Genomic DNA, 25,790 nt, shown 5'->3' with positions numbered 1-25,790 from the left:
GCGCAGGTGGCATATGGGTTGGATAAGGCGGGGTAGAGGCGTTGCAGCGGGTGCGGTGTTTGCGGAGGAGCCGTGGCCCCTCACCCCTAACCCCTCTCCCAAGGGAGAGGGGAGAAGCGAGCGTAAGGGGCATCAAGGCCGCGGGCTGCAATGAACCGCCATTGGGGCCGCCTTCAAATGGTGCATTGCGCTGCGCTTAATGCACCCTACGCTTGTTCCGTCCGGCTAATGTTGCGCGATCAATCGCCCAAACTCTGATCTTGGTATGACACCTCTGGGCGAGCCTTCCACATTAACTACAATCTCGGCGATAACAGGCATTTCGATTGCCATTTCCAACAACAATTTTCCTGTCATGGTCACGTATTTACAGCCTTCTGGTTTCCATTTTAATAGCTGTTCAATCGTGGTGAATGCCGGAATGGCGCCATTGCCGACACTCGTCTTTATACAAATCACAGGAACATCATAATTTCCGGTTCCAATCGCGGTCACCTCCGCTGACACAGGCACGAGAACTTCATCCTGAACAAGTGCCGAATCTAGGGCTCGCAACGTAGCATCACTACGGTTGGACGTGTATGAGAGGATTGCCGCTTCGATGAGAGTAGCCACTTGGTTCAATCCCCACCATTTCGTCTTGCCACCCAAGGCGGTTTAGCCGAACATTTTGCAATTTCCAACTATCGTCGGCTCTTTGTGCCCGGCGGTATGTATTTATTTGCGGTGATCACTGTAGCGCCCCCTTCTCCCTTGGGAGAAGGGTTGGGGATGAGGGGCAGAGGCGTTGCAGCGGGTGCGGTGTTTGCGGAGGGGCCGTGGCCCCTCACCCCTAACCCCTCTCCCAAGGGAGAGGGGAATTTTCGCGGTGGTCAAATTCGCTATTGCCTGAGAAAATGCGGAATGCCGCGAAATCCTGATACGTATCGCGCCCGCCGGTTGAGGCAGGAGGCCAATACGCCCGAGCAGGCGGCGTGGCAGGCGCTGCGCGGGTTGCGGGCGTTTGGTTATCCGGTGCGGCGGCAGCACCCGATTGCGGGTTATGTCGCCGATTTTGCGATCTTGAAGGCACGGCTCGTTATCGAGATTGACGGGTCGGTGCATGAGGGCGAAGCGGCGCGCGCAGCCGATGCCGCGCGGCAGGCCGAGATTGAGACGCTGGGATGGCGGGTGGTGCGGATCGGGGCGCAGGCGGCGCTTAGCGAGGATTATGTGTTTGCGGTCGTGTCTGAGGCCTTGGGCTTGTGAGGCGCGATTGTGGCCCCTCACCCCCGGCCCCTCTCCCAAGGGAGAGGGGAGAAGAACTCAATTCCCCTCCGCAATCCTCACCAAGGCCGCGTCCATCATCGGCGTGGCGGATGAGACCGCCAGGGGTCGCTCGTTTGCGATGACTGAGAAGGCCAGCATCTGGCCGCTGGCGGCCACCATGTAGCCCGACAGGGCGTTGGTGCCTTTGAGGGTGCCGGTCTTGGCGAAGATGTTGCCTTCCAGGATCGTGCCGCGGAAGCGGCGCCTGAGGGAGCCGTCGGTGCCGCCGACGGGGAACGTGCCTTTCCAGTCTTCGCCCCAGTCCTGCGCGGCGGCATAGGTCAGCAGGCTGACAATCGTGCGGGGGCTGGCGCGGTTATAGACCGACATGCCGGACCCGTCGAACAGGTCGTAGCCATTGGGGTGGGCGCCTGCCTCTGCCAGCAGGGCGGTGACGCGGGCGAGGCCGGCCTCGGCGCTGCCGTCTTCGCTGATATGGCCGAGATGGCGCAGCAGGAGTTCGGCCTGGAGGTTCCGGCTGTCCTTGGCGACGGCGACCAGCGCATCGACAAAGGCGGGCGGCACCAGCGCGGCGAGCGGCGGGTCTCCGTCATCCAGCGCGGTCAGGGCCGCCTGCGGCGCGGCGCCGGGCGGGCGATGGCGGGAGACAGGCGGGCCCTCGACCGTGACACCGCGCGCGGCCAGCAGGGCGCCAAGGCGCGCGGCAGCGGCGAGGGCCGGGTCATCAAGGCCGAGAGGCACGCGGCGCGGGGCGCTGCCCGGCGGCACATGGCCGGAGACGCTGACCGTGGCCGTGCCGGGCAGATGAGAAACGCGGAGATCGTCCTCCGCCTCGGCCTCGCCCGCGCTTTCGGTATCCGGCGGCGGGCGCGGGGCCGTGATGGTGTCGTTGAGGATCGTGTAGGCGGCGTCGCCCGGCGCCCATGCGACATCCGCCGGGGCGCCCTCCGTGGCGGCGGGCGTGATGATGAGGGTGGCGGTGTTGTTGTTGACGGTGAGAGCCGATGTGGCCGTGCCGAAGGCGGTCTGCAGGTCGTCCCAACTCCAGCCGGGGCCCCAGCGCTGGTCCGGGAACCAGGTATCGTCGCCGACCACATGGGCGATGGCGGTGAGGCCGATGCCGGCCACGGCGTCTGCCAAGGTGGCGAGGCAGCGTGTTTCGCAATCGGGCGTGTCGCTGAGGGCCGGGTCGCCCCGCCCGTGGAGGACAAGCACGGGGGCGCCGGTCTCGCCGACATCTTCCAGCGCGATGAAGGTGCCGAGGCGGGGCGACATGGCGTCCAGTTCGGCCTGCCAGCGGAAGACGGCGGCGGTGGTGAAGAGCTTGGTATTGGAGGCGGGCAGGAAGCGCTGGTCGGGATTGCGGGCGACGATCTCGCGGCCCTGCATGTCGGTGACGAGCAGGCCCCAGCGCACGCCCTGGGTCTCCGGCGGATGCAGGATCGTATCGAGGTCGCGCTGCAGGGGCGAGACGCAGGCGGAGACGAGGAGGCATGCGATGAGCAGGATGGCCCGATATGTCGTTTGCATGGAATCCCTTCTCCGGCCCGACCGGCGCGTCGTGCGGAGCCTAGCGCAGCGAACCGGGGAGATCGACGGAAAACCGAGGGCGCGGGCGGGAGGGCCGCCCGGCGGAAGTTTCGTCCGCAGCCTTGACGCGCACGGAAGGCCTCCTTCAATCTGGACTGACCGTTCCGATCGCAGACGGGTCGGACAATCGCGAAAGGCCCCGCTGAAGAGGGCCCGACCGAACATGAGGGGGAATTCGAATGACCGGCATGGATGACACCGGAGGGCGGGCCGCCCGCCAGAAGGACAGGCTGCTGCAGCTGGGCGCGCTATTATTCCTGCTCGGCCTGCTGTCGGGGCTGGTGACGGGCCTGATGGCCAATCCGCGCATGGGCCTGTCGGCGCACATGCAGGGCCTGACCAATGGCACGTTCCTGCTGGCCGCGGGGGCCGTCTGGGACCGGGTGAACCTGGGGCCGCGCACCAAGGCGGCGGCGTTCTGGGCCCTGGCGTTCGGGACCAGCGTCAACTGGCTGATGACGCAGCTGGCCGCGCTCTGGGGCACCGGGAAGATGACGCCCATCGTGGGCGCCGGGCATGAAGGCGCCGACTGGCAGGAAATGGTCGTGAGCGCGGGCCTGCTGGCGCTGACGCTTGCGATGCTGGCCGGGGCCGGGTTGCTGCTGGCGGGGCTTTTGCGGCGGGCGCGCTGACGCACCTGCCTGACACACACCGGGTTTCTGACACATGACGGAAGGATAGGCGGGATGCTGGAATACCATGTCACGGCGCGGCGCGTTGATTCGCATGGCAGCGAGGCACGGGCGAAAGAGGCCGTGCTGGTGATCGATACGGACCTGAAGGGGCGCGCCGACGCGTTCAACCCGGCGGAACTGTTGCTGGCGTCTGTGGCAGCCTGCATGCTGAAAGGGATTGAGCGCGTGACGCCGATGCTGGATTTCCAGCTGCGCGGGATCGATATCAGCCTGCACGGCGTGCGCCAGGATTCGCCGCCGAAAATGGTGGCCATTGCCTATGAGATCATTGTCGACAGCGACGAGACGGACCACCGGCTGGACCTGTTGCACAAGAATGTCCGCAAGTTCGGGACGATTTCCAATACGGTGGCAGACGCGCTGGACCTGAGCGGCACGCTGGTGCGGAAATCTTAGCCGGGCCTGCTGCGGGCCAATCGATCCCCGGTCGATTGCTTGTGCACATTTCCCGGCTTTAGGCGGCGTGGAAAGGGCAATCGATCCTCGATCGATTGCTTATCCTTTCCACCCCGCCTAAATGCTCAGAATGAGCAAAGTCCTGGATATTCTCGCGGCACAGCTGAACCCTGTGGTTGGTGACATTAATGGCAACCTGGCGCTGGCGCGCGAGGCCCATGCCGAGGCCCGGGAGCGGGACGCCGACCTGCTGGTGCTGAGCGAGCTGTTCATTCTCGGCTATCCGGCCGAAGACCTGGTGCTGAAGCCGGCGGCAGTGAAACAGTCGATGGCGGCCGTGGAATTGCTGGCCGAGGCGACGGCGGACGGGCCGGCCATATTGATCGGCGCGCCGTGGCGGGACGGCGACAAGGTGCACAATTCCAGCGTGCTGTTGCAGGGCGGCCATGTGGCCGGGCGCTGTGACAAGCGCGAGCTGCCCAATTACGGCGTGTTCGACGAGAAGCGCATTTTCGATGCCGGCACCGGCGCGCCCTTCGTGTTCACGCTGAAGGGGGTGAAAGTGGGCGTCGCGATCTGTGAGGATATCTGGTTCGACCGGGTGCCGCTGGCGCTGAAAGGCGCAGGCGCGCAGGTGCTGGTCGTGCCGAACGGCTCGCCCTGGCGCCGGACGGTGCACGCCGAACGCCACTCGACCTTTTCGGCCTGGCGCAAGACCGGCCTGCCCTACCTGTTCGTCAACCAGGTCGGCGGGCAGGACGAGCTGGTCTTCGACGGGTCGAGCTATGCCGTGGACGATGACGGCACCGAGCACCAGCTGCTGGGCGATTTCGAGACCGGCACGGCGATGGTCGCGTTCGATGGCGCGACGGGCAGCTTCCAGAGCGGGCCGAAGGAAGAGCTGACGACAGGCTGGGAGGCGGAATACCGCGCGGCGGTGCTGGCGCTGGGCGATTATGTCAACAAAAACCGGTTCCCGGGCGTCGTGCTGGGCATGAGCGGCGGGATCGACTCGGCGCTGACGGCGGCGATGGCGGTGGATGCGCTGGGGGCCGAGCGCGTCTGGTGCGTGATGATGCCGTCGAAATACACGAGTTCGGACAGCCTGGAGGATGCCAAGGCCTGCGCCGAGCTGCTGGGCTGCCGGTATGACATCATCAATATCCGCCCCGGCGTGAACGCGCTGGACGAGATGCTGAGCGAGCAATTCAAGGACACGCAGCCGAACACGACGGAAGAGAACATCCAGTCGCGCCTGCGCGCGGTGACGCTGATGGCGCTGTCGAACAAGTTCGGCCACATGGTGGTGACGACGGGCAACAAGAGCGAAATGGCGGTCGGCTATGCGACACTGTATGGCGACATGTGCGGCGGCTACAATGCGCTGAAGGATTTCTACAAGACCGAAGTGTTCGAACTGGCGAAATGGCGCAACACGGCCATCCCGCGCGGGGCGCGGGGGCCCGGCGGCGAGGTGATCCCGGTGCGGATCATCACCAAACCGCCCTCGGCCGAGCTGCGCGAAGACCAGAAGGACGAGGACAGCCTGCCGCCCTATCCCGTGCTGGACGATATATTGCGGGGCCTCGTGGACCTGGAGGAAGATGTCGACGACATCCTGGCCCGCGGGCATGACGCGGCGACCGTGCGGCGGATCGAACACCTGCTCTACATTGCCGAATACAAGCGGCGGCAGGCCCCGCCGGGCGTGAAAGTGGGCGGCAAGAATTTCGGCCGCGACCGGCGTTACCCGATCACCAACCGCTTCCGCGACGACTGAGCCCTATTCGACGACATTCCAGCGACCCGACGCGGCCACGTCCCGGGCATAGTCGGCAAAGTCCTTTGGCGGGCGACCGAGCGCCCGCTGGACGCCGTCCGTCAGGGTCGCATTGCGCCCGTCCAGAACGGTCGAAAAGAGATAGTCGAGCATCCAGACGACATCCTTGGGTGCGCCAGATTCGGCCAGGCCGCCGACGAAGGCGTCATGGGGAACATCGACATAGCGGATCGGTCGCCCAGTCACAGTCGAGATGTCTGCCGCGACATCCGCGAAGGTCATCAAGCGGGGACCGGTCACTTCGTAGAGTTCACCGGCATGGCCCGGCTCACTGAGCGCAGCAACCGCGATGTCGGCGATGTCATCGACATCGACAAAGGGTTCCGGCGTGGACCCGGCCGGCAGAGTGATGGCGCCCTCAAGCACCATGGAAATGAAGGCGCCTTCCGAAAAGTTCTGGTTGAACCAGCTGGCCCGGATGATGGTCCAGTCTAGACCTGAATCCTGCACGATCCGCTCACAGGCCTGGGCTTCTGCCTCGCCCCGCCCGGACAGCAGGACCAGGCGCCTGACGCCATGGTGCCGGGCCAGGTTGACGAAGGCCCGGATCGCGTCGGCCGCACCCGGCATCGCAAGATCCGGCGCGTACGTAATATAGGCGGCGTTCACCCCTTCGAGGCACGCGCTCCAGCCGCTTTCATTGTCCCAGTCAAAGGCCGGAATGGACCCGCGTGACCCGACTCGCACCGGCTTTCCCATTCTGTCGAGGCGCGCGGCGACGCGGCTGCCTGTCTTGCCAGTTCCGCCAAGTACGAGAATCCGGTCCTTGGTCTGATTTTTCTTCTTGCGTATGAGATTCATCGACTTGCGCCTTTTCGTTTGCTGCAAGACGAAAAATAGCCGGGCCTTCGATTCAACTCTTGTCACGCGGCGACAAAGTTTTGTCCCGGCACGCCAGTTGAATCCCTAGTTGGCCTCCAGGCGGTAAGACCGTGGTGTCTGCCCGGCCCAGCGCTTGAACGCGCGCGTGAAACCGCTCTGCTCTGCAAAACCCGTCAGGAACGATATCTCGGCCAGGTTGTAGTCGGTCGACTTCAGCAATTGCTCTGCCAGCTCGCGCCGCGCAGCGTCCACGAGTTCCTGATAGGAGAATCCCTTGTCCGACAAGCGCCGTTGCAGGGTGCGCGCGCTCATACCCAATTGCCTTGCCACTTCGGAAAGCGTCGGAACCCCTTCGCTCAGGCGCTGCGAGACATGAATCCGCACACGGCGCTCAAGTCCTGCATCATCAGCCAGCCGCTCCAATTGGGCATCCAGATGGGTCTGGAAGAAGCGCGACATGCTTTCGTCGCCCAACCTGTTTGGCGCGTCCATGATGGAATCGTCGACGCGGAGCGCGTCCCTGTCTGCACCGAAGATGACAGGACATCCGAAATAGCTTTCGTGTGCCGAGATATCGGCTGGTCCATCATGCACGAAGAAAACAGCGCGAGGCTGGAATGGCAAGGAACAGACCTGACGGGAAATGGCGACAACGCTGGCAAGGCTCGCTTCATTGGAAATGCGCAGCCCGAGCGTCCTGTCCCCGTTGCGGCGAAGATGGAAAAAGGCGCCGCCTTCCGTCTTTTCGATCTCCCATCGTGTCACGCTCGTCAGGACGCGCCCGAAACGGACGGCGCGGTCAAATGATCCACGGAGCGAAACGGCAGCCTTCCAGGCAAGGCCGAATGCCCCATAGTCATCGCATTGCATGGAACGACCGACGCGCACAGGCAGGGTGTGACCGTTCGGTTCCGCGCCCACGATGCGTTCCAGCATGTCGTAATAGGCTGCTGACCTGACCATCAATGCCGGGTCTGGTTCGGAGTCCGGATCAATCCCGACCGATTCCAGCAATGTGCGCTGGTCCAGTGGCGCATCGACCTGCGTGATCACCTTGCGCGCAAATATCGACGTAATCTCGCCCATGTGGGCAAATAACGCGTTCAGCCTCAATGTACAGGGCGGTCAGGTCGATAGCGCCTGAACATCCAGTTGATTGTGGTAACAGCACAACTCATCACACGTGAGGTGTGGCACAAATTTGAAGCAAAGGCCTATTCGAGCGGCTGGTCGGCGGACTCGGCGGCAACTGCCGCGTTCACCTCGGCGTCGAACCGGATCGAGTCCACCTGATCGGCGGTGATGTCGGAGGCATCGCCATAGCCGGTAATCGGCGAAGGCGCGATGCCCGGCACGGCGACGACTTCGTCATAGAGGAGCCATGGCTGGGAGCCTTCAGCGCAGGTGACGCGCACCCATTCGTCTTCCTCGCCCTTGGAATCCTGGATGTCGGTGATGTCCATCAGTTCGGCTTCATTGATGTCATATTCCGTGCCGCCGAAGGACAGGATGGCGAAGCCCTCGCCGAGATAGCGCAGGTAGTTGAGCTGGTCGCCCTGTTTCAGCTCGAGCACCTGCATGCTGCCGGCATCGCTGACATATTCGACAGCGGCGTCCTGCGTGAGCGTGACCGGGAAGGTTTTCGTGGCGACGAAGAATTCGAGCTTGTCGGCGGAAACGCGCGGATAGTTCCACAACTGGTAATTGGCGAGGCGGGGCAGCGTACAGGCCTGGTCCTGTGGCGCGGCCGGGTTGGGGCGTGCCCGCGCCTGCAGGGTCAGGCCTTCATCCAGCACGACAAAGCCGGCCGGATACTCACCGGGCCAGCCGGGCGAAATGTACCAGCCCTCGCCATAACCGGACAATTTGGCGAAATCCGGCATGACATAATCACTCGCACGGGCCGGTTGGGCACCGTCTGCTGCCTCGAGCTCGGAGCCGTCCGTGGCGACAATATCGCTCTCCTGCGGCGCATCGGACGATTGCCCGCAGGCGGCCAGCACGATGGCGGCGGCAAAGATCCAGCCAGATTTCATGTCCCACTCCTTAGGGCGACTCGCTTGAGTCTCGATGTTTAGCACAAACAATAGCAAGATTGTGACGCCCATGCCTTGGCTTTTTAGCCGATTTGATGTCGAAAGCGGCTTCTGATGACTGGAAAACCACGCCAATGACCCACCCCATTGTCCGCTTTGCCCCTTCGCCCACTGGTCGCCTGCACGTCGGCAACGTCCGCACGGCCCTGATCAACTGGCTGTTTGCGCATGCGCAGGGCGGGAAATTCATCCTGCGCATCGACGATACCGACCTCGAGCGCTCGACCAAGGCCTATGAAGACGGGCTGCGCGAAGACCTGACCTGGCTGGGCCTTGTCTGGGCCGATACGTTCAGCCAGTCGGACCGGTTCGGCGAATATGACAAGGCCGCCGCGCGCCTGAAGGAGATGGGCCTGCTGTACGCCTGTTACGAGAGCGCCGACGAGCTGGAGCGCAAACGCAAGATCGCCCTCTCGCGCGGCCGTCCTCCGGTCTATGACCGCGCTTCGCTGGCCCTCAGCGACGCGGAGAAGGCCAAGCTGGAAGCCGATGGCGTGAAGCCGCACTGGCGGTTCAAACTGTCGGGCAATCGGGTGGAATGGGACGACCTGGTGCGCGGGGGCCAAAGCATCGACACGTCGAGCCTGTCGGACCCCGTGCTGATCCGCGAGGATGGCAGCTATCTCTACACGATGCCGAGCGTCGTGGACGATATCGACGCCGGGATCACGCATGTCGTGCGTGGCGAGGACCATGTGACGAACTCCGGCGCGCAGATCGAGATCTTCCTGGCGCTGGGCGGCACGGCCCCGCAGATGGCGCACACGCCCCTGCTGATCGGCGCCGATGGCCAGGGCCTGTCAAAGCGGCTGGGCTCGCTGTCGATGGGCGAACTGCGCGAGCAGGGCTTCGAGCCGATGGCGATCACCAGCCTGTTGGCCAAAATCGGCACGTCGGACAATGTCGAGGCCCGCACCAGCCTCGAGGAACTGGCCAAGGAATTCGATTTCGCCAAGATCGGCCGGGCCCCGGCGCGCTTCGACGAGGCCGAGCTGCTGTCGCTCAACGCCCACATCCTGCACGGCCTGCCCTTCGCGGACGTGAAGGACCGGCTCGCGGCGGTCGACCCGCGCGCGGCGGACGAGGCGTTCTGGACGGTGGTGCGGGCGAACTGCTCGCTGCTGCCGGAGGTGAAGGGCTGGGTCGAGACCGTGTTCGGCGACGTGGCGCCACTGGTCGACGCCGAGGACCGCGACTTCGTGCTGCAGGCGGCAGACCTCCTGCCTGCCGGTGACCTGACGGTCGATAGCTGGAGCGAATGGACCAACGCCGTGAAGGCCGCGACGGGCCGCAAGGGCAAAGGCCTGTTCATGACCCTGCGCAAGGCGCTGACCGGTCAGGAACACGGTCCGGACATGGCGAGCCTGCTGCCGCTGATCGGGCATGACCAGGCGCTCAAGCGCCTGATGGCGGCTTAGAACACCAAGCCGCAAGCTCATCCTGAGCGCTCAGGCTGTCAGGACTCTTCGGCCAGTTGGACCAGGACCACGCCTTCGGCCACCTGCTCGCCGACCGTGCCTGACACCTTCTCCACGACGCCGTCGCGCGGGGCGCCGAGGCTGTGCTCCATCTTCATCGCTTCCATGACGGCGAGCGTCTGGCCGTGGGTGACGGTGTCGCCCGCCTTGACGTTCATGGCGATGACCTTGCCCGGCATCGGGGCTTTCACCGCGTCGCCGCCGAGCAGGGCTTCGACATCGGCGTCATAGTCCGGCACTTCGACCAGCACGCTGTCGCCTGCCGTGGTGACGGCGTAACGGCGGGGTGAGAGGTCGGTGACGAGCGGGAGCGGAAGGTCCTGTTCGACCTCGAAGTCGTCAGGGTCGATCCAGTCGGCATCGCCGCCGACGGCCACGGACGCCCTGTGCATGGAGGCGCGGTTCATGCGCCAACCATCTTTCATGTCCCAAGGCTGGGCGGCGCCCGGCGCGTCCAGCTGAACGTCGCAGACGGCCATGACCGAGGCGTGCTGGTGGGCCTCGGGTGCGGCAGTGAGCGCGTCACCCTGTTCGGCGATCCAGTTCACATGATGGGTGGCATCGAGGAAGGCGTCCGACATGGCGCATCGGCGCAAGAAGCCCGCATTGGACGGTACGCCGACTAGCTGGGTATGGGCGAGCGTGTCGATCAGCCGGTCGACGGCCTCTTCGCGGTCATCGCCGGACACGATCAGTTTCGCGATCATGGAATCATAGCTTGAAGGCACGCGGTCGCCGGTTTCGAAGCCGGTGTCCCAGCGGACCAACTCGCCGTCGACGGGTTCGAGCAGCCCGAACTCAAGGATCAGGCCCGCGCCGGGGCGGAAGCCTTCGGACGGGTCTTCGGCGCAGATGCGGGCCTCGATGGCGTGGCCGCGAAGCGTGATTTCGTCCTGCGTCAGGGGCAGCTCACCGCCGCCCGCGACGTGGAGCTGCCACTCGACAAGATCTGTGCCTGTCACGATCTCGGTGACCGGATGTTCGACCTGCAGCCTTGTGTTCATTTCGAGGAACCAGAAGCTGTCAGTGCTGAGCGGCTTGCTGCCATCGACGATGAATTCCACCGTTCCGGCGCCTTCATACTTCACGGCGGCGGCGAGTTTCACGGCGGCGTCTGTCATGGCGGCGCGCACATCGTCCGGCATGCCGGGTGCGGGGGCCTCTTCGAGCACTTTCTGGCGGCGGCGTTGCAGCGAGCAATCGCGCTCGAACAGGTGGACCGTGTTGCCATGGCTGTCGCCGAAGACCTGGACCTCGATATGGCGGGGCTGTTCGACCAGCTTTTCCAGCATGACGCGGCCATCGCCGAAGGCGGCTTCGGCTTCGCGTACGGCGCTTTCCAGCTCGTCCTTCAGGGCGGACGCCTTAGAGACGAGGCGGATGCCCCTGCCCCCGCCGCCGGCGATCGCCTTGATGAGCAGCGGGTAGCCGACGTCTTTCGCCGCCGCTGTCAGCGTCTTCAGGTCTTGTGCCTCGCCGCGATAGCCGGGCAGCACGGGCACGCCGGCTTCCTCGGCGATGCGCTTGGCTTCATCCTTGAGGCCCATGGAGCGGATGGCAGAGGGTGGCGGGCCGACCCAGATGAGGCCGGCATTGCGCACGTCTTCAGCGAAATCGGCATTCTCAGACAGGAAGCCGTAGCCGGGATGGATGGCATCAGCGCCACTGGCCTTCGCGGCGGCGAGAATCCTGTCGGCGCGCAGGTAGCTCTCGGCGGCAGGCGCGGGGCCGATATGCACGGCCTCGTCGGCTTCGCGGACGTGTTTCGCATACGCATCGGCGTCGGAATAGACCGCAATCGTGCGGATTCCGAGGGTGCGGCAGGTGGCCATGATGCGGCAGGCGATTTCACCGCGATTGGCAATGAGGAGGCTTTTGATCATGGCGGCAGCAAGACCCGATTTTGCCTCAAAAGACAAGTTGCGCGACCGTCAGTCCGACAGTTCCGCCTGCCGCACGCGATGGACGCTGGCCACGAGCACGAAGCTGATGATCATCAGGAGATACCATGAACCAAGCTTGGCGAGCGAGACGAGTTCCCAGCCGTCCTCCTGCCCCGGATAGGCCCAGGCGCGGGCGAAAGTGCCGAGATTCTCGGCAAACCAGATGAACAGCGCGACGAGGCTAAAGCCGACGACAAGCGGCATGCGCCGGTAGGACACGTCGGGCCGGAAACGCACCCAGCAGCGGCCATAGATCAGGAGCGTCGCGGCAAACAGGGCGAGGCGCACGTCCGGCAGCCAGTGGTGGGCGAAGAAGTTCACATAGATGGCGACGGCCAGCAGGCCCTGCAGCCAGAGCGGCGGGAAATGCGTGAAGCGGAAGGCGAAGATGCGCCAGACGCGGGCGAGATAAGAGCCGACGGCGGCATACATGAAGCCGGAGAAGAGCGGCACGGCGCCGATGCGCAGGAAACTGTCCTCGGGATAGATCCAGCTGCCGGCCTGCGTCTTGAACAGTTCCATCACGGTGCCGACGACGTGGAAGACGAGGATAATCCGCGCTTCTTCCCATGTCTCGAGCCCGGACAGGAGCATGGTGGCCTGAATGGCCAATGCCGCAAGGACGAGGAAGTCGTAGCGTGAAAGCCCTGCCCCGTCCGGATAGAACAGGAAGGTCAGCAGCAGCAGGCCGAGCATGGCGCCGCCGAACAGGCAGGCCCAGGCCTGTTTGATGCCGAAGGCGAGGAATTCGAACAGGAACTGGCTGACCGGGCCGCGCACCCAGCGGGCGTGCAGGGTGGCGCGAGCGGTGTGCAGGCGGTGTTGCAAGGGGGTGGCGGGGGGTGGGGTCGGTCCAGAGGGCATGAGGCATCCGTCGGCCCGGAAACGGGCGGGTTTGAGACCGGACCGGGCCCGTCCCGGGGTAAAATTCCGGCTTTGTCAGGCCCTCGGCTTGTCGTAAGGGTTAACCCTAGTCAATTGAGGGGACTAAAAATGGCCTATGCATCCGGAGTTCAGTTGAGCGGCCTTGCCGGCGTCGTCGGCGCGGCAGTGGGCGGCTATATCGGCTATACGCAGGCAGCCGATGTCAGCAATTTGACACCGATCAGCGGCGCGCTGATCCTGGGCGGCATCGGCCTTGTGGCGGGCAGCGCCGGGGCCTTCCTGCTGAAATCCTTGATGCAGTTCGTGATCTATCTCATCCTGGTCGGCGTGCTGGCCTATGTGTTCCAAACACCGATAGAGAAGATGACCGGGATAAACCCGGTGACCGCGACATTGAACCAGTTGTCAGAATTCGGCATTCCGGTGAAAGCCGTCAGGAAAACGCTGGTTACCGACCCCAGCTAGGCTTGCGCTTCTCGAGGAAGGCCGCGATGCCTTCCTTGCCTTCATCCGATGCCCGGCGAGCGGCAATGCGGCGCGCGGTTTCGTGGCCGAGATCCTTGTCGATGATCTCGCCCGTGACATCGCGCACGAGGCGTTTGGATTCAGAGATCGCGCCTGGCGCCGCCGCGAAGACCAGATCGGCCAGGTGCTCTTCCATCGCTGTCATGCCGGCCTGGTCGTCCACGACATAGTGGACGAGGCCCATGCGCTCGGCATAGTCGGCGTCGAAGCTTTCCGCGGTAACGAACAAGGCACGGGCCCAGCGCGGACCGATGGCGTCGATGACATAGGGGCTGATCGTCGCCGGGGTGAGGCCAAGACGGACCTCGGAAAAGCGGAACTTCGTGCCGTTCATGGCGACGGCAACATCGCAGGCCGCCACGAGGCCAGCCCCGCCGCCCATGGCCGCGCCATGCACGAGGGCGAGTGTCATCTGGGGCATTTCGTAAAGCGACTGGAGCATGGCGGCGAGCTTTTGCGCGTCGTGCTCATTGTCCTCTTTCGTGTGCAGTTCGGCGGCCTGCTTCATCCAGTTGAGGTCGGCCCCGGCGGAAAATGACGGGCCCGCGCCGCGCAGGATCATCATCCGGATCGCATCCTGATCGGCAATCGTGTCGAACGCGTCGGTCAGCTCCTCGATCACTTCCGCATTGAACGCATTGTGCACATCCGGCCGGTTCAGGGTGACGACCGCGAGGCCTTCCTGCGTGGCTTCGAGGCGGATGGTGTCATAGATCGTGTCGGTCATGCGGTGTCCTGACGTGTGAAAGGGCGTTCGGGTGCGGCGTGAGCGCCGGTTCCCGCGCACCATGCCAGAGATGCAGGCTGGTAGCGAATACGAGATAGCCCGTAAAGGCCATGGATGGGGCACGTATCACGCCGGCGGCAAGGACCTGCTCAGACAGCCTCGCGGCCGAGGATGCGCATGTCGGTGCACCAGCGCTTGAACTTGGCCTCATCGACCTCGCCGGCCCCGCCGAGAATCGTATGGTGCAGCGGGCCGAAACCGGAGAGCCCCAGCACGCCGCGCTCCAGCGCACGCAGGGCGCCTGAATCCATGCCGAACCGGTAGACAAGGCCCGGCATGCCCATGGTGATGACCGTGCGGGCGGATTTTCCCTTCATCAATTTCAGGGGCCATTGATCGGCGCTGTCCACCTTGGCGAGGAAGAACTCATCCCTTGCGACCTGCTCAAAGAAGGCGCGCAGTTTGGCCGGCATGCCGCCCAGCCATAGCGGGAAGGCGATCAGCAGGTGATCGGCGGCGTCGATCTTCTCGCGCTCGGTCAGGATCGGCTCGGGCGGCGGGGTGGCGAATTCCTCCGCCGTCTGCATAATCGGGAAGGAGAGCTTGCCCACATCGATCCGTGTGACCTGATGCTCCTCTTCCGCCGCACCCTCGGCATAGGCATCGCACAGCGCGTGGATGAGATGGCGCGGCGCCGGGTCCGGGTGGCCGTCTATGATACAGATTCTGGTCATGTCGCGCTCCTGGTCGAGTCCTGTCCCTGACGCCGTTCCTGCCAGACCTGGCGACGCCGCCCAATACGCAACTCCCCCTAGGCGTGGGACACGGACACAAAAAGAGGGCCCGCCACAGGCAGGCCCTCTCCCGGATCCGTGTCATATGCGGTTACTGGCTATCAGCCGGATCAGTCGCGGACACGGACGTGTCGTCATCATTGCCCCGCCAGGCGTCGACGGCGCGGCGCAGCTCGTCTTCGCTGACCGTATGGTTCTGGTCGAGATCGAACCGGGCGAACTTGGCGAGGGCCTCGGATTCATTGGCGCGGCGCGTGCCGGTCTGGTGGGAGACATATTCGTCTTCCGAGATCAGGCCGTCATCATCGAGATCGAACTGGGAGAAATCCGGCAACTGGTCGGCATGGCCCGCCAGCGCCGTCATCATCGCTGCCGCCATGAGGAAACCTGCCCGTCGTGCCATATCGCACCTCCTTCGTCATAAGTGTGCCGCCTGAGGCACAAACATACGGCAAGGCGCCATTAATTGGGCGTGAAAAGCCGTTCACGAACCAGATGTAATGATCACATCCGAAACACGCCGAACCCGCGGTCCGGGAATGGGGCGTTGAGGCTGGCGGAGAGGGCGAGGCCGAGGACGCGGCGTGTGTCGGCGGGGTCGATGATGCCATCATCCCAGAGGCGCGCGGTGGAGAAATAGGGATTGCCCTCTTCCTCGTAGAGATCGCGGATCGGCTGTTTGAAGTCTTCTTCCTCCTGCGCCGCCCACTCTCCGCCCTTGCGCTCTATGCCTTCGCGCTTGACCGTGGCAAGCACGGAGGCGGCCTGTTCACCGCCCATGACCGAGATGCGCGCGTTCGGCCACATGAAGAGAAAGCGGGGCGAATAGGCGCGCCCGCACATGCCGTAATTGCCTGCGCCAAAGCTGCCGCCTGTCACCACGGTGAACTTGGGCACGCTGGCGGTGGCGACGGCGGTGACCATCTTGGCGCCGTCCTTGGCGATGCCGCCGGCCTCATATTTCGAGCCGACCATGAAGCCGGTGAGGTTCTGCAGGAAAACGAGGGGGATGCGGCGCTGGTCTGCCAGTTCGATGAAGTGGGCCGCCTTCTGGGCGCTCTCGGAGAACAGGATGCCATTGTTGGCGAGGATCGCGACCGGCATGCCGTAGAGCCGGGCGAAACCGCAGACGAGGGTTTCGCCATAGAGCTTCTTGAACTCGTGGAATTCCGAGCCGTCAACGAGGCGGGCGATGACTTCGCGCGCGTCATAGGTCTCTTTCAGGTCCGGCGGAACGAGGCCGTGCAGTTCGGCGGGGTCGTAGAGGGGCTCAGCCGGCTCTGTGAGGGCGAAGGGCTGGGGCTTGGGCGTGGCAAGCGTGCGGATGATCGAACGCACGATGGCGAGCGCGTGGGCGTCATGGGCGGCATAATGGTCGGCGACGCCGGACTGGCGGGCATGGACATCGGCGCCGCCGAGGTCTTCGGCGGAGATGATCTCGCCGGTGGCAGCCTTCACCAAAGGCGGGCCGCCGAGAAAGATGGTGCCCTGCTTGCGCACGATAATGGTCTCGTCGCTCATTGCGGGCACATAGGCGCCGCCAGCGGTGCAGCTGCCCATGACGGCGGCGATCTGGGGGATGCCCTTCGCGCTCATCTGGGCCTGGTTGTAGAAGATGCGGCCGAAATGTTCGCGGTCGGGGAAGATTTCCGACTGGTGCGGCAGGTTCGCCCCGCCGGAATCGACGAGATAGATGCATGGCAGGCGGTTTTCGAGGGCGATCTCCTGCGCGCGCAGGTGTTTCTTGACCGTCAGGGGATAGTAGGTGCCGCCCTTCACCGTGGCGTCATTGCAGACGATCATGCATTCGCGGCCCTCGATGCGGCCAACGCCCGTGATGATGCCGGCGCCGGGCGCATCGCCGTCATACATGCCATGGGCGGCCAGCGCGCCGATCTCAAGGAAGGCGCTGCCCGGGTCAACGAGGCGCTCGACGCGCTCGCGCGGCAGCAGCTTGCCCCGCTCAGTGTGGCGCTTGCGTGAGGCTTCAGGGCCGCCAAGGGCCGCCGCTGCGGTCTTTTCGGCCAGTTCGTCCAGCAGGGCCTGCATGGCGGCGCGGTTGCGGGCAAAGCCCGGCCCGGCAACGTCGAGACTCGATTTCAATACCGGCATGGTGCCTCCCTTATGGGCCAAAGGCCTGCTTAGCGAGGCCCGGGCCCACTGTCACGCGGCTGTAACTCAAAATTGAGAGAGTTCAGGTAAGCTCCCACTTGGAAGGTTCACACGAAATGGGCATGCTCACTCACATGAATATCGACGTCACGCCGGCGCTGAAGAATATCCCGTTCCTGAAGGACGTGCCGGCCCGTGCCATGAAAGCAGCCGGCAAGGAAGCCCGCTGGTTCTCGCTCTCGGCCGGTGGCGCCCTGTTCAAGACGGGTGAGCCGGCGGACTGTATCTATTTCGTCCTGTCAGGCTCGCTGGGCGCGTTCCGGGAAAGCCCGGACGGCGTGGACGAATTTATCGGGCATATCCGAACCGGCGAACCCGTGGGCGAGATGGCCCTGTTCCTCGGCGGACTCGACCTCGACGGCGACGGCGAACCGGAGAATGCCCCGCACACGGGATCGGTCTATGCGATCCGCGATTCGGAAGTGATCGCGATCACCCGCAAGGGCTGGCAGCGCATGGTGAAAGCCGAGCCAGAACTGCTCGAGGGCATGATCCGGGTCATCCTGAAACGCCTCGGCAAGGCCGGGCAGCGGTCGACTCGAGCCGCGCCGAAAGTGTTCACGCTGGTCGCCACGTCGCCCACGATAGACCTGACCCTGCGCGCCAAGGCGCTGGCCGAGTGCCTCGGCCGGGCGGGGAAGTCTGCTGTCGTGGTGGGCGAAAAGGAGGGGGACGAGAAACCCGCGGCCTTCTTCGACGACCTGGAAATGCACCATGATGTGGTGATCCTGATCTCGACGATTGGCGACAATGCCTGGTTTCGCCTGTCGATCCGGCAGGCCGATCGGATATGGGTCATGGCACGGGCCGATGCGCGACCGTCGATCCCGCTGATGCCGGACGAGAAGTCGCCGGCGCTGGCCCTGAAACTGGTCGACGTCGTGCTGCTGCATCCCGGCAACGAGCGCCGGGCCGCCCGGCCCGTCGAATGGCTCGAGGCCTCGGGCGGAACCCGTGTGTTCCACTGGACCGGTGTGCACGGTAAAAGCTGCGCGCACCTTGCCCGTGTCATGGACGGTCGCTCGGTCGGCGTGGTCATGTCGGGCGGCGGGGCGCGGGCCTATTCACATATCGGCATGGTGAGGGCGATCCGCGAAGAAGGCATCCCGATCGACTTTGTCGGCGGCTCGTCGATGGGCGCGGTGATCGCCGCCTGCGTCGCCATGGGCTGGGACGACACCGAAATCGACCAGCGCATCCGCAAGGCCTTTGTCGAGACCAATCCGCTCGGCGACTACAACCTGCCTGTGGTCGGCATGGTGAAGGGCGTACGCGTCAATGCCCGCCTGAAGGAACATTTCGGCGAGGCAGAGATCGGCGATCTCGACATTCCCTTCTTCGCGACCTCGACAAACCTCACGACGGGCACGCTGCACTTGCACCGGACCGGCCTGTTGCGTGACGCCCTGCGCGCCACGATTTCCCTGCCCGGCATCCTGCCACCTGTCGTTGACGGGAACGACGTGCTTGTCGACGGGGCTGTACTCAACAATTTCCCGGTCGATGTGATGCGCGACTTGCATCGCGGCTATGTGGTCGGCTGCGACGTGACCCAGCAGGCCGAGGGCCTCAATGTCGAGGAGTTCATCAATCCGCCCAACTTTTTCCGCTGGGTGCTGGGAAATGGGTTCTCCGCCGCCCCGCCGATTGCCGGCCTGTTGATGCGAACCGCCACGATCCGGGCCGATCGGACCTTCGGCCGGGACATGACGGATGTCCTTGTCCTGCCGGACCTGATCGACACGGAACTGCGTGACTGGGAAGTTTACGACGCGACCGTCGAGGAAGGTTATGAGGCCACCAAGAAGGCGCTGGAATCGAGCGATATCAAGGCAAAATGCTGCACACCTTAACCGGATCCACCGCCCTGGTTTCAATAGTCCGTTAACCGAAAAAGTGACATTATCCTGTCAGCCGCGACCCAGAAAAACAATCCCGTCCGGCCAGGAGGAACTCAGCCATGGATGCAGCCGTCCTGGACATGTTGCCGTTTACAATTGTGGAACTGGAACCCGTACGCGATTCCGATGGCCAGATCGTCGACTTCATCTGGGTGACAGCCAATGAGGCGGCCAACAGGGTTGTTCTTCCTGAAGGTGGATCGATTGTCGGCCTGCGCGTCTGCGACGTCGATCCGGCCTACCGGGACTCCAGCATGTTTCGCGACGCGGTCCTTTGCATCGAGACAGGCGAGATAAGGGAACTCTTCAACAGCGGACGAAAGCCCAGCCCGAAAGGCCGGCTGAAGCACCTGCAGGGCACCGTGGTGCGCTATACGATCCTGCCAAAGGACGATGGCTGCCTGATCTGCTCTGTCGAGATCACCGACCTTGTCAGGGAACGCGATGCCGCGAACGATTCCTACGAGATGTTCCTCGCAGCCTTCACTCACGCCGTTCAGGGCATTACGCTGACCACTGAGTCAGCCGAAATCATCTATGCCAACCCGGCATTAAATGAGCTGCTCGGATATGAGCCGGACGAACTGATCGGCCAGTCCAGTGCCGTGATCATGCGTCCGGAGGATTTCAACGCCGTCGTCAAGGCCGGCACGAAAATGTGGGGCGGCAAGATCGAACAGGAGGTCATCGACATCGTCCTCCTGAGCAAGACCGGCGAAGAGATCATCGTGTCGAATGCCCTGTCGAGCGTCTATTCTGAAGTACGGGGCGAACGGATATTCATCTCCCACGCAAGGGACGTGCGCGAGGAACGAAAAATCGCCCACGAGCTCGCGTCAGCCGTCCAGAAAGCCGAACTCGCAACCCAACTGAAGTCCGAATTCCTGGCAAATATGAGCCATGAAATCCGCACGCCCCTGAACGGCATTCTCGGCATGGCGCAAGTTCTGGCCAGTTCCGGCCTCGACACGCAACGCGCCGATCAGGTGAACGTTATCCTCGAATCAGGAAATGCCCTGCTCTCTATACTGAACGATATCCTCGACCTCTCCAAGATTGAAGCCGGCCATATGGAAGTGTCCCCGATCGAATCGGACCTTCGCCACAAGCTGGACCGGCTCTGCAAGCTGTATGAGCCGAGTGCAGACGAAAAGGGCCTCAAGCTTAAACTGTTTATCGACCCGAGCGTGCCATCGACCCTGACAATCGATCCCATCCGCGTAAGACAATGCGTCGGCAACCTGATCTCGAACGCCATCAAGTTCACCGAATCCGGCGACATCCTCGTTGTTGCGACCTGTCAGCCGGGCGACGGGGACAATATGAAGGTCACGATCCATGTGTCCGACACCGGCTGCGGTATTCCGGCCGACAAGATGGACAGGATTTTCGAATCCTTCGCGCAGGCTGACGGCTCGACAACGCGCCGTTACGGCGGCACCGGGCTTGGCCTGCCAATCACGCGCCAGCTTGCCCGGATGATGGGCGGCGATGTCACGCTCGTCAGCGAACCGGACCGGGGTTCAATCTTTACGCTGACGTTTGAAGCCGAAATCCGACAATCTGTTTCAAGGGAAACGCTGCTGCGAAAACTGCAACCGGCTGAGCCGAAGCCTGCCGAAGCGCGTCAATTGCCGAATGCGAGCGCAAGATTGCTCGTTGTAGACGACAATGCGATCAACCGGTGCGTCGCCCGGACCTTCCTCGAGCAGAAGGGATACGAAGTCGACGAGGCGATCAATGGAAAGCATGCGCTTGAAAAACTTGAGGGCAGTCAGTTCAAACTTGTCCTGATGGACATTCACATGCCCGAACTTGACGGGCAGCGCGCGTTCGACCGCTTGCGCGCCGGGGCAGGCCCGAATGCCGCTATCCCGGTGATCGCCCTGACGGCCGATTCCATGCGCGGGGACCAGGAGAAATACCTCGCCCGGGGTTTTGACGGCTACGTGTCCAAGCCGATAGACCAGAACTCACTGATGACCGTGGTCGAAGAATGCCTGGCAGGAACAACCGCGCAAGAAGACCGCCGCCGCAAGGCCTAGACACCCGTCCGTCCCGGCAGGACATCCCTCAGCAAACGCGGTTCATCCGGCTGGCCATCAGCCAGAGCCGCCAGCGGCCGCTGCCACCAGCCTACATCGTGCCAGGCGCCATGTTTGTATCCGACATGCGTGTAGGTGCCGAGATGCTGGAAACCGGCTTTCTCATGAAGCGCGATGCTGGCTGCATTCGGCAGGGAAATGCCCGCGAAAGCCGAACGAAATCCTTGCAAGCACAGGATATCGAACAATTCTGTGTAAAGACGTGTTCCTATTCCCCGACCCCGCACTGCCTCACCCATGTATATGGTCACGTCACAGGACCACCGATAGGCCGCACGCGTGCGGTGCTGCGAGGCATAGGCATACCCGAGGATTCCACCGTCCTGCTCGGCAACCAGCCAAGGGTGGGAGACCAGCGTCGCGGCGATGCGTTGGCGCATCTCTTCCGGCGTGGGCGGTTCGGTTTCGAACGAGATGGCCGTGTCGCGCACAATCGGGGCGTAGATCGCCGCTATATCGGCGGCGTCTTCCAGGCGTGCGAGCCGGATGGTGATCATCGGCTCCGCCCCGGTATCAGGCTGTCTCGCCGAACAGTTCCCGACCAATCAGCCAGCGGCGGATTTCGCTTGTGCCAGCGCCGATCTCGTAAAGCTTCGCGTCGCGCAGGAGGCGACCGGTCGGGTATTCGTTGATATAGCCGTTGCCGCCGAGCAGCTGGATGGCATCGAGCGCCAGCTTGGTCGCGGTTTCCGCCGCATACAGGATCGCCCCGGCCGCATCCTTGCGGGCCGTCTCGCCCCGGTCACACGCCTTGGCCACCGCATAGACATAGGCCTTGGCGGCATTCATCTGGACATACATGTCGGCGAGCTTGCCCTGCACGAGCTGGAACTCGCCGATCGACTGGCCGAACTGCTTGCGGTCGTGGATATAGGGGATCACGACGTCCAGGCAGGCCTGCATGATGCCGGTCGGGCCCGCCGACAGCACAGCGCGTTCATAGTCGAGGCCGCTCATCAGGATGCGTGCGCCGGCGCCCACCGGGCCCATGACGTTCGCTTCGGGCACTTCGCAATTGTCGAACACCAGTTCGCCGGTCTCCGATCCGCGCATGCCCAGCTTGTCGAGCTTTTGCGCCACGGAGAAACCCTTGAACCCGCGTTCGATCAGGAAGGCTGTGATGCCCTTCGAGCCGCCCTGCGGATCGGTCTTGGCATAGACGACAAGCGTGTCGGCGTCCGGGGCATTGGTGATCCACATCTTGGTGCCGTTGAGGACGTAGCGGTCGCCCTTTTTGTCGGCCCGCAGCTTCATCGAGACGACGTCGGAACCGGCGCCGCTTTCGCTCATCGCGAGGGCGCCGAGATGTTCGCCGGAGATCAGTTTCGGCAGGTAGCGCGTCTTCTGGTCGTCATTGCCCCAGCGGCGCAGCTGGTTGACGCAGAGGTTCGAGTGGGCGCCGTAGGACAGGCCCACTGAAGCCGAGGCGCGGGAGATTTCCTCCATCGCCACGACATGTTCGAGATAGCCGAGGCCGGTGCCGCCCCATTCCTCTTCCACGGTGATGCCGAGCAGGCCCAGTTCGCCCATCTTGGGCAGCAGGTCGCGCGGGAATGTGTCGGTCCGGTCGATCTCTGCGGCGCGCGGCGCGATCTCGTTCTGGGCAAAGCTTGCCACGGTTTCACGGATCATGTCGGCGGTTTCGCCGAGATCGAAGTTCAGGCTGGGATATGTGTTCGCAATCATCCCGCCTGACTAGCAGGAGCTGCCGGGCATGTCAGCGGAAAATACATTGCAGGGACGGTCAGGTCCGCCGCGCCAGAATCCGCATCAGGTAATAGGCGGAGGTCACAAGGACGACCCCGCTGCCAAGCGCGACCAGCGGCCCGACATAGATATCGGATGTGCGCTCGACGAGGCGTGAGGCCTCCCTGAAGAACCGTTCGACTCCCAGGAGAAAGCCGATCATGCCAAGGCCTGCCAGCAGCGCGAACGGCCAGCCTTCGCGCATGACTTCATACCAAGTGTCATCATGATAGTTGCCATTCTCCGCGAGGGTGCGCTCGATTTCCTCGTCGCTGAGGCGGATTTGCTGGAGGTCGTCGACAACGGCCGGTTCCGCCGGCGGCAGCATGCCGCCACCATGCGCGAGCGGTGAGCCATAAGGCGGCGGCGACGGTGGCCGCGGCGTACGGCGGCGCTCGACGCCTTCAGGCGGTCCCTTGGCCACATCGATCACGGGCGACAATTGCGATTTGCCCTCGGGATCGGCCAGGGCCGATACAGCGCGGGTGATTTCGTCAATACTCGGACCGTCCTGAACACTGTCATTGTCGGCGACCGGGCGTGCCTGGCCGGATGCAAGCGACGCATTCTCGCCGAGGATACGTGTGAGCCGCTCGTTGACGGCGCGGGCAGCGGCCTGCGGCGAACTGCCGGGCGCGCGCGTCCTGGCGGCGGTCGCGCGATCTCCGTCGACCCGCGTTTCGACGACAATTGCCCGCTCGTGCGGCGTCATCAGCGATGCGTCGACATCCAGTTCAGGCCGGACAAGCGCGGAAGGGATAGACGCCCGGCCCGACGGGTGTTCGAGGAAAAGCGCTGTCTCGGCTGCGCGACGGCGCACCAGCGCGTCGATCACGCGCACTTCGCCCTCGATACGGCCCTTGCGCCAAAAGCCCATCGCGTCTGCCGCCTGCAGGCGGTCACCCATGTTGAGATAGTTCAGCACCTCGGAGCCGGTAAAAGCTTCAATGCCGATATTGAAAACGAACGAGGCGAGCGCGTCGAATTCATTCTGGTTGAGCGGCGCGAGGACACGGTCGGCAATCGCCTGTTCGACAGGCAGAAGGTCATGATGGCGCAGGATCAATTCGGCATCGGCTCTGGTGACGGTCAGGCCCTTGCGGGCCGTGGCCGTGTGGCCAAATCCAATGATCCAGGTGCCATTCGGAAGCGCAATTGCACGCGAACGAAAGCCCTCAAAGCTCTTGACGAGTTCGAGCCCTTGCCGGGACGTTCGCATTGGACGGGCCATACAGGTGGCTCCCGTATTGATACAATTGGACTTTTACTATCGCGCCAACCTGCAAATGGCGCGCCTGTTCGCCTAAGCGGCGAACTTGGTACGGCAAATGCCCCGTTTTACAGCAGGACCAGCGACGCCAGCCCCAGGAAACTGAAGAACGCCATCACATCGGTCAGGGTCAACACGAACACCGAAGAGGCGACGGCGGGGTCGGCGCCAAGCCGTTTGAGGGTGAGCGGCACCAGGATGCCGGAAAGCCCCGCCCACATGAAAGTGGCCAGCATGGATGCGGCGATGACAAGGGCCAGCTTCACGTCGCTGAACCAGATCAGCGATATGGCGCCGACACCGATCGCGAAGATGACCCCGTTCACCAGGCCGCTGAGGAATTCACGCATCACGGCCCGGCGGGCCGCCGCTCCGTCAAGCTCGCGTTCGGCGATGGCGCGCACGGCCACCGCAAGGCCCTGGCTGCCGGCATTGCCGCCGAGCGCTGCGACAACCGGCATCAGGATCGCCAGTGCGACGATCTGCTGGATCGTGCCCTCGAAAATCGAAATGATCGCCGAGGCGATGAAGGCGGTGAAAAGGTTGACGCCCAGCCAGGGCGCACGCGCCCTGACCGTGTCCCAGACCGAGTCGGAGCCGGCGGCCGAGCTGACGTTGAGCAGGGACAGCAGGTCTTCGGTGTTTTCAGACTGGATGACGTCGACCATGTCGTCGACCGTGATCATGCCGACAAGCCGACCGGCCGAGTCCTTCACCGGCGCCGAGGCGAGCGAGTATTTCTGAAACTGGTAGGCGACCTCTTCCTGGTCCATGTCGGTGGTAATACTGGACATCGGGTCTTCCATGATGTCCGACAGCGGCGTGTCGCGCGGCGAGCGCAGCAGCGTTGCCAGCGATACGACACCGGCGAGGCGGTGGGCCGGATCGGTGACATAGACTTCGTAGAAGACTTCCGGCAGCTCGGTCCCTAGCTTGCGGGCATAATCGATGGACTGGCCGACCGTCCAGAATTCGGGCAGCGCCACGAATTCCGTCTGCATGAGACGACCGGCGGTCTCTTCCTCATAAGCAAGGCCGCGTTCGAGCTGGGCCCGGTCGATCGGGGCGAGGTCTTCGAGGATACGCTCGCGCCGGTCATCGTCCAGGTCGTCGAGGATCGTGGTCGCGTCATCGGAATCGAGTTCGTCGAGTGCGTTGGCGACCGCGTGGTCGGGCAGCATGTCGACGGCGCCTTCGCGATAGGAATCACGCAGCTCGATCAGGATATCGGGCGGCAGTTCTCCGCCGAGAAGCTCGACGGCTTCCTCGAACGCGTCATAGGGCAATTGCTCGAGCAGGTCGGCCGCATCGGCCGGGTGCATGCGTTGCAGCGTACGGGCAAGCCAGCGCGTATCGTGCTCCTCGACGGCATCCTTCACGTCCGCCAGCAGCGCGGCGTCGATCTCGGCCGGGTCCTGTGTCGGGGAAGAAGGCTGCGAAGTATCCGTCATGGCGCCGTTCTTGCCGGGGTTGGCGCGTTTCGGCAAGCGGCGACATCAACGGGCCGGGCCGGGACGACAGAATCGTGATCGCGCC

General features: G+C 63.7%; 23 protein-coding genes. 8 read left to right on the top strand and 15 right to left on the bottom strand.

Annotation, left to right across the window (positions count from 1 at the left end; genetic code table 11):
- Positions 1-225: 225 nt before the first annotated feature.
- Entirely contained in the window at positions 226-615 is a 390-nt protein-coding gene (locus AC0L7I_RS08340) for an SseB family protein (protein WP_473399098.1), read from the bottom strand.
- A 288-nt stretch (positions 616-903) separates the two neighbouring features.
- Between AC0L7I_RS08340 and AC0L7I_RS08335 the strand changes: the two genes are divergently transcribed.
- Positions 904-1,248 (top strand): endonuclease domain-containing protein, encoded by a 345-nt coding sequence (locus AC0L7I_RS08335; protein WP_473399097.1) that lies wholly within the window; start codon positions 904-906, stop codon positions 1,246-1,248.
- A 57-nt stretch (positions 1,249-1,305) separates the two neighbouring features.
- On the opposite strand, the gene dacB is transcribed toward AC0L7I_RS08335, so the two are convergent.
- Positions 1,306-2,799 (bottom strand): D-alanyl-D-alanine carboxypeptidase/D-alanyl-D-alanine endopeptidase, encoded by a 1,494-nt coding sequence (gene dacB, locus AC0L7I_RS08330; protein ID WP_473399096.1) that lies wholly within the window; start codon positions 2,797-2,799, stop codon positions 1,306-1,308.
- A 239-nt stretch (positions 2,800-3,038) separates the two neighbouring features.
- On the opposite strand from dacB, the gene AC0L7I_RS08325 reads away from it, so the two are divergent.
- The 3 genes from AC0L7I_RS08325 (at position 3,039) to AC0L7I_RS08315 (ending at position 5,730) form a co-directional block, all read left to right on the top strand.
- On the top strand, positions 3,039-3,491 hold the full coding sequence (locus AC0L7I_RS08325) for a hydrogenase (RefSeq protein ID WP_473399095.1): 453 nt from the start codon (positions 3,039-3,041) through the stop codon (positions 3,489-3,491).
- Between the two features lie 54 nt (positions 3,492-3,545).
- Positions 3,546-3,950: an OsmC family protein gene (locus AC0L7I_RS08320; RefSeq protein ID WP_473399094.1), complete on the top strand. Its 405-nt coding sequence runs from the start codon at positions 3,546-3,548 to the stop codon at positions 3,948-3,950.
- 130 nt (positions 3,951-4,080) lie between these two features.
- Positions 4,081-5,730 carry an NAD+ synthase gene (locus AC0L7I_RS08315; protein ID WP_473399093.1) on the top strand — a complete coding sequence of 550 codons (1,650 nt, stop codon included), beginning with the start codon at positions 4,081-4,083 and terminating at the stop codon, positions 5,728-5,730.
- 3 nt (positions 5,731-5,733) lie between these two features.
- On the opposite strand, the gene AC0L7I_RS08310 is transcribed toward AC0L7I_RS08315, so the two are convergent.
- The 3 genes from AC0L7I_RS08310 to AC0L7I_RS08300 form a co-directional block, all read right to left on the bottom strand.
- On the bottom strand, positions 5,734-6,591 hold the full coding sequence (locus tag AC0L7I_RS08310) for an NmrA family NAD(P)-binding protein (protein WP_473399092.1): 858 nt from the start codon (positions 6,589-6,591) through the stop codon (positions 5,734-5,736).
- Positions 6,592-6,696: 105 nt separating this feature from the next.
- On the bottom strand, positions 6,697-7,698 hold the full coding sequence (locus AC0L7I_RS08305; protein ID WP_473399091.1) for an AraC family transcriptional regulator: 1,002 nt from the start codon (positions 7,696-7,698) through the stop codon (positions 6,697-6,699).
- Between the two features lie 128 nt (positions 7,699-7,826).
- A complete protein-coding gene (locus tag AC0L7I_RS08300) occupies positions 7,827-8,648 on the bottom strand; it encodes a hypothetical protein (protein ID WP_473399090.1) in 822 nt (273 codons plus the stop codon).
- A gap of 134 nt (positions 8,649-8,782) precedes the next feature.
- Between AC0L7I_RS08300 and gltX the strand changes: the two genes are divergently transcribed.
- Complete coding sequence (gene gltX / locus AC0L7I_RS08295; protein WP_473399089.1) at positions 8,783-10,126, top strand: glutamate--tRNA ligase; 1,344 nt, start codon at positions 8,783-8,785, stop codon at positions 10,124-10,126.
- Positions 10,127-10,164: 38 nt separating this feature from the next.
- Here the strand turns inward: gltX and AC0L7I_RS08290 are convergent, their stop codons facing one another.
- The gene (locus AC0L7I_RS08290; RefSeq protein ID WP_473399088.1) at positions 10,165-12,069 is read right to left on the bottom strand and encodes an acetyl/propionyl/methylcrotonyl-CoA carboxylase subunit alpha; all 1,905 of its coding nucleotides are present in this window, start codon (positions 12,067-12,069) and stop codon (positions 10,165-10,167) included.
- A 48-nt stretch (positions 12,070-12,117) separates the two neighbouring features.
- Positions 12,118-12,993: a DUF817 domain-containing protein gene (locus AC0L7I_RS08285; protein WP_473399086.1), complete on the bottom strand. Its 876-nt coding sequence runs from the start codon at positions 12,991-12,993 to the stop codon at positions 12,118-12,120.
- A gap of 129 nt (positions 12,994-13,122) precedes the next feature.
- On the opposite strand from AC0L7I_RS08285, the gene AC0L7I_RS08280 reads away from it, so the two are divergent.
- The gene (locus AC0L7I_RS08280; protein ID WP_473399085.1) at positions 13,123-13,479 is read left to right on the top strand and encodes a hypothetical protein; all 357 of its coding nucleotides are present in this window, start codon (positions 13,123-13,125) and stop codon (positions 13,477-13,479) included.
- On the opposite strand, the gene AC0L7I_RS08275 is transcribed toward AC0L7I_RS08280, so the two are convergent.
- The 4 genes from AC0L7I_RS08275 to AC0L7I_RS08260 form a co-directional block, all read right to left on the bottom strand.
- Positions 13,463-14,266, bottom strand: coding sequence for an enoyl-CoA hydratase-related protein (locus tag AC0L7I_RS08275; RefSeq protein ID WP_473399084.1), 804 nt, complete (start codon positions 14,264-14,266; stop codon positions 13,463-13,465). The two genes, AC0L7I_RS08280 and AC0L7I_RS08275, sit on opposite strands and share 17 nt — an antisense overlap.
- Positions 14,267-14,415: 149 nt before the next feature.
- The gene (locus tag AC0L7I_RS08270; protein ID WP_473399083.1) at positions 14,416-15,000 is read right to left on the bottom strand and encodes an NAD(P)H-dependent oxidoreductase; all 585 of its coding nucleotides are present in this window, start codon (positions 14,998-15,000) and stop codon (positions 14,416-14,418) included.
- 151 nt (positions 15,001-15,151) lie between these two features.
- On the bottom strand, positions 15,152-15,463 hold the full coding sequence (locus AC0L7I_RS08265) for an EF-hand domain-containing protein (protein WP_473399081.1): 312 nt from the start codon (positions 15,461-15,463) through the stop codon (positions 15,152-15,154).
- A gap of 101 nt (positions 15,464-15,564) precedes the next feature.
- Entirely contained in the window at positions 15,565-17,172 is a 1,608-nt protein-coding gene (locus tag AC0L7I_RS08260; protein ID WP_473399080.1) for a carboxyl transferase domain-containing protein, read from the bottom strand.
- 122 nt (positions 17,173-17,294) lie between these two features.
- Here AC0L7I_RS08260 and AC0L7I_RS08255 point away from each other — a divergent pair, with 122 nt between their 5' ends.
- Both AC0L7I_RS08255 and AC0L7I_RS08250 read left to right on the top strand, forming a co-directional pair.
- Positions 17,295-19,085, top strand: a complete 1,791-nt coding sequence (locus AC0L7I_RS08255) for a patatin-like phospholipase family protein (protein ID WP_473399078.1) — start codon at positions 17,295-17,297, stop codon at positions 19,083-19,085.
- Positions 19,086-19,192: 107 nt separating this feature from the next.
- Positions 19,193-21,178 (top strand): ATP-binding protein, encoded by a 1,986-nt coding sequence (locus AC0L7I_RS08250; protein WP_473399077.1) that lies wholly within the window; start codon positions 19,193-19,195, stop codon positions 21,176-21,178.
- On the opposite strand, the gene AC0L7I_RS08245 is transcribed toward AC0L7I_RS08250, so the two are convergent.
- The 4 genes from AC0L7I_RS08245 to mgtE form a co-directional block, all read right to left on the bottom strand.
- Positions 21,175-21,735 carry an arsinothricin resistance N-acetyltransferase ArsN1 family B gene (locus AC0L7I_RS08245; protein WP_473399076.1) on the bottom strand — a complete coding sequence of 187 codons (561 nt, stop codon included), beginning with the start codon at positions 21,733-21,735 and terminating at the stop codon, positions 21,175-21,177. The genes AC0L7I_RS08250 and AC0L7I_RS08245 overlap by 4 nt on opposite strands.
- A 16-nt stretch (positions 21,736-21,751) precedes the next feature.
- Positions 21,752-22,924 carry an isovaleryl-CoA dehydrogenase gene (locus tag AC0L7I_RS08240; RefSeq protein ID WP_473399075.1) on the bottom strand — a complete coding sequence of 391 codons (1,173 nt, stop codon included), beginning with the start codon at positions 22,922-22,924 and terminating at the stop codon, positions 21,752-21,754.
- Between the two features lie 58 nt (positions 22,925-22,982).
- Complete coding sequence (locus tag AC0L7I_RS08235; protein WP_473399074.1) at positions 22,983-24,215, bottom strand: lysozyme; 1,233 nt, start codon at positions 24,213-24,215, stop codon at positions 22,983-22,985.
- Between the two features lie 107 nt (positions 24,216-24,322).
- Positions 24,323-25,705: a magnesium transporter gene (gene mgtE / locus AC0L7I_RS08230; RefSeq protein ID WP_473399073.1), complete on the bottom strand. Its 1,383-nt coding sequence runs from the start codon at positions 25,703-25,705 to the stop codon at positions 24,323-24,325.
- Positions 25,706-25,790: the final 85 nt, after the last annotated feature.

Source organism: Hyphomonas sp. J20-32 (genome assembly GCF_055808555.1).
This window is presented reverse-complemented; position numbering and strand designations above follow the sequence as displayed.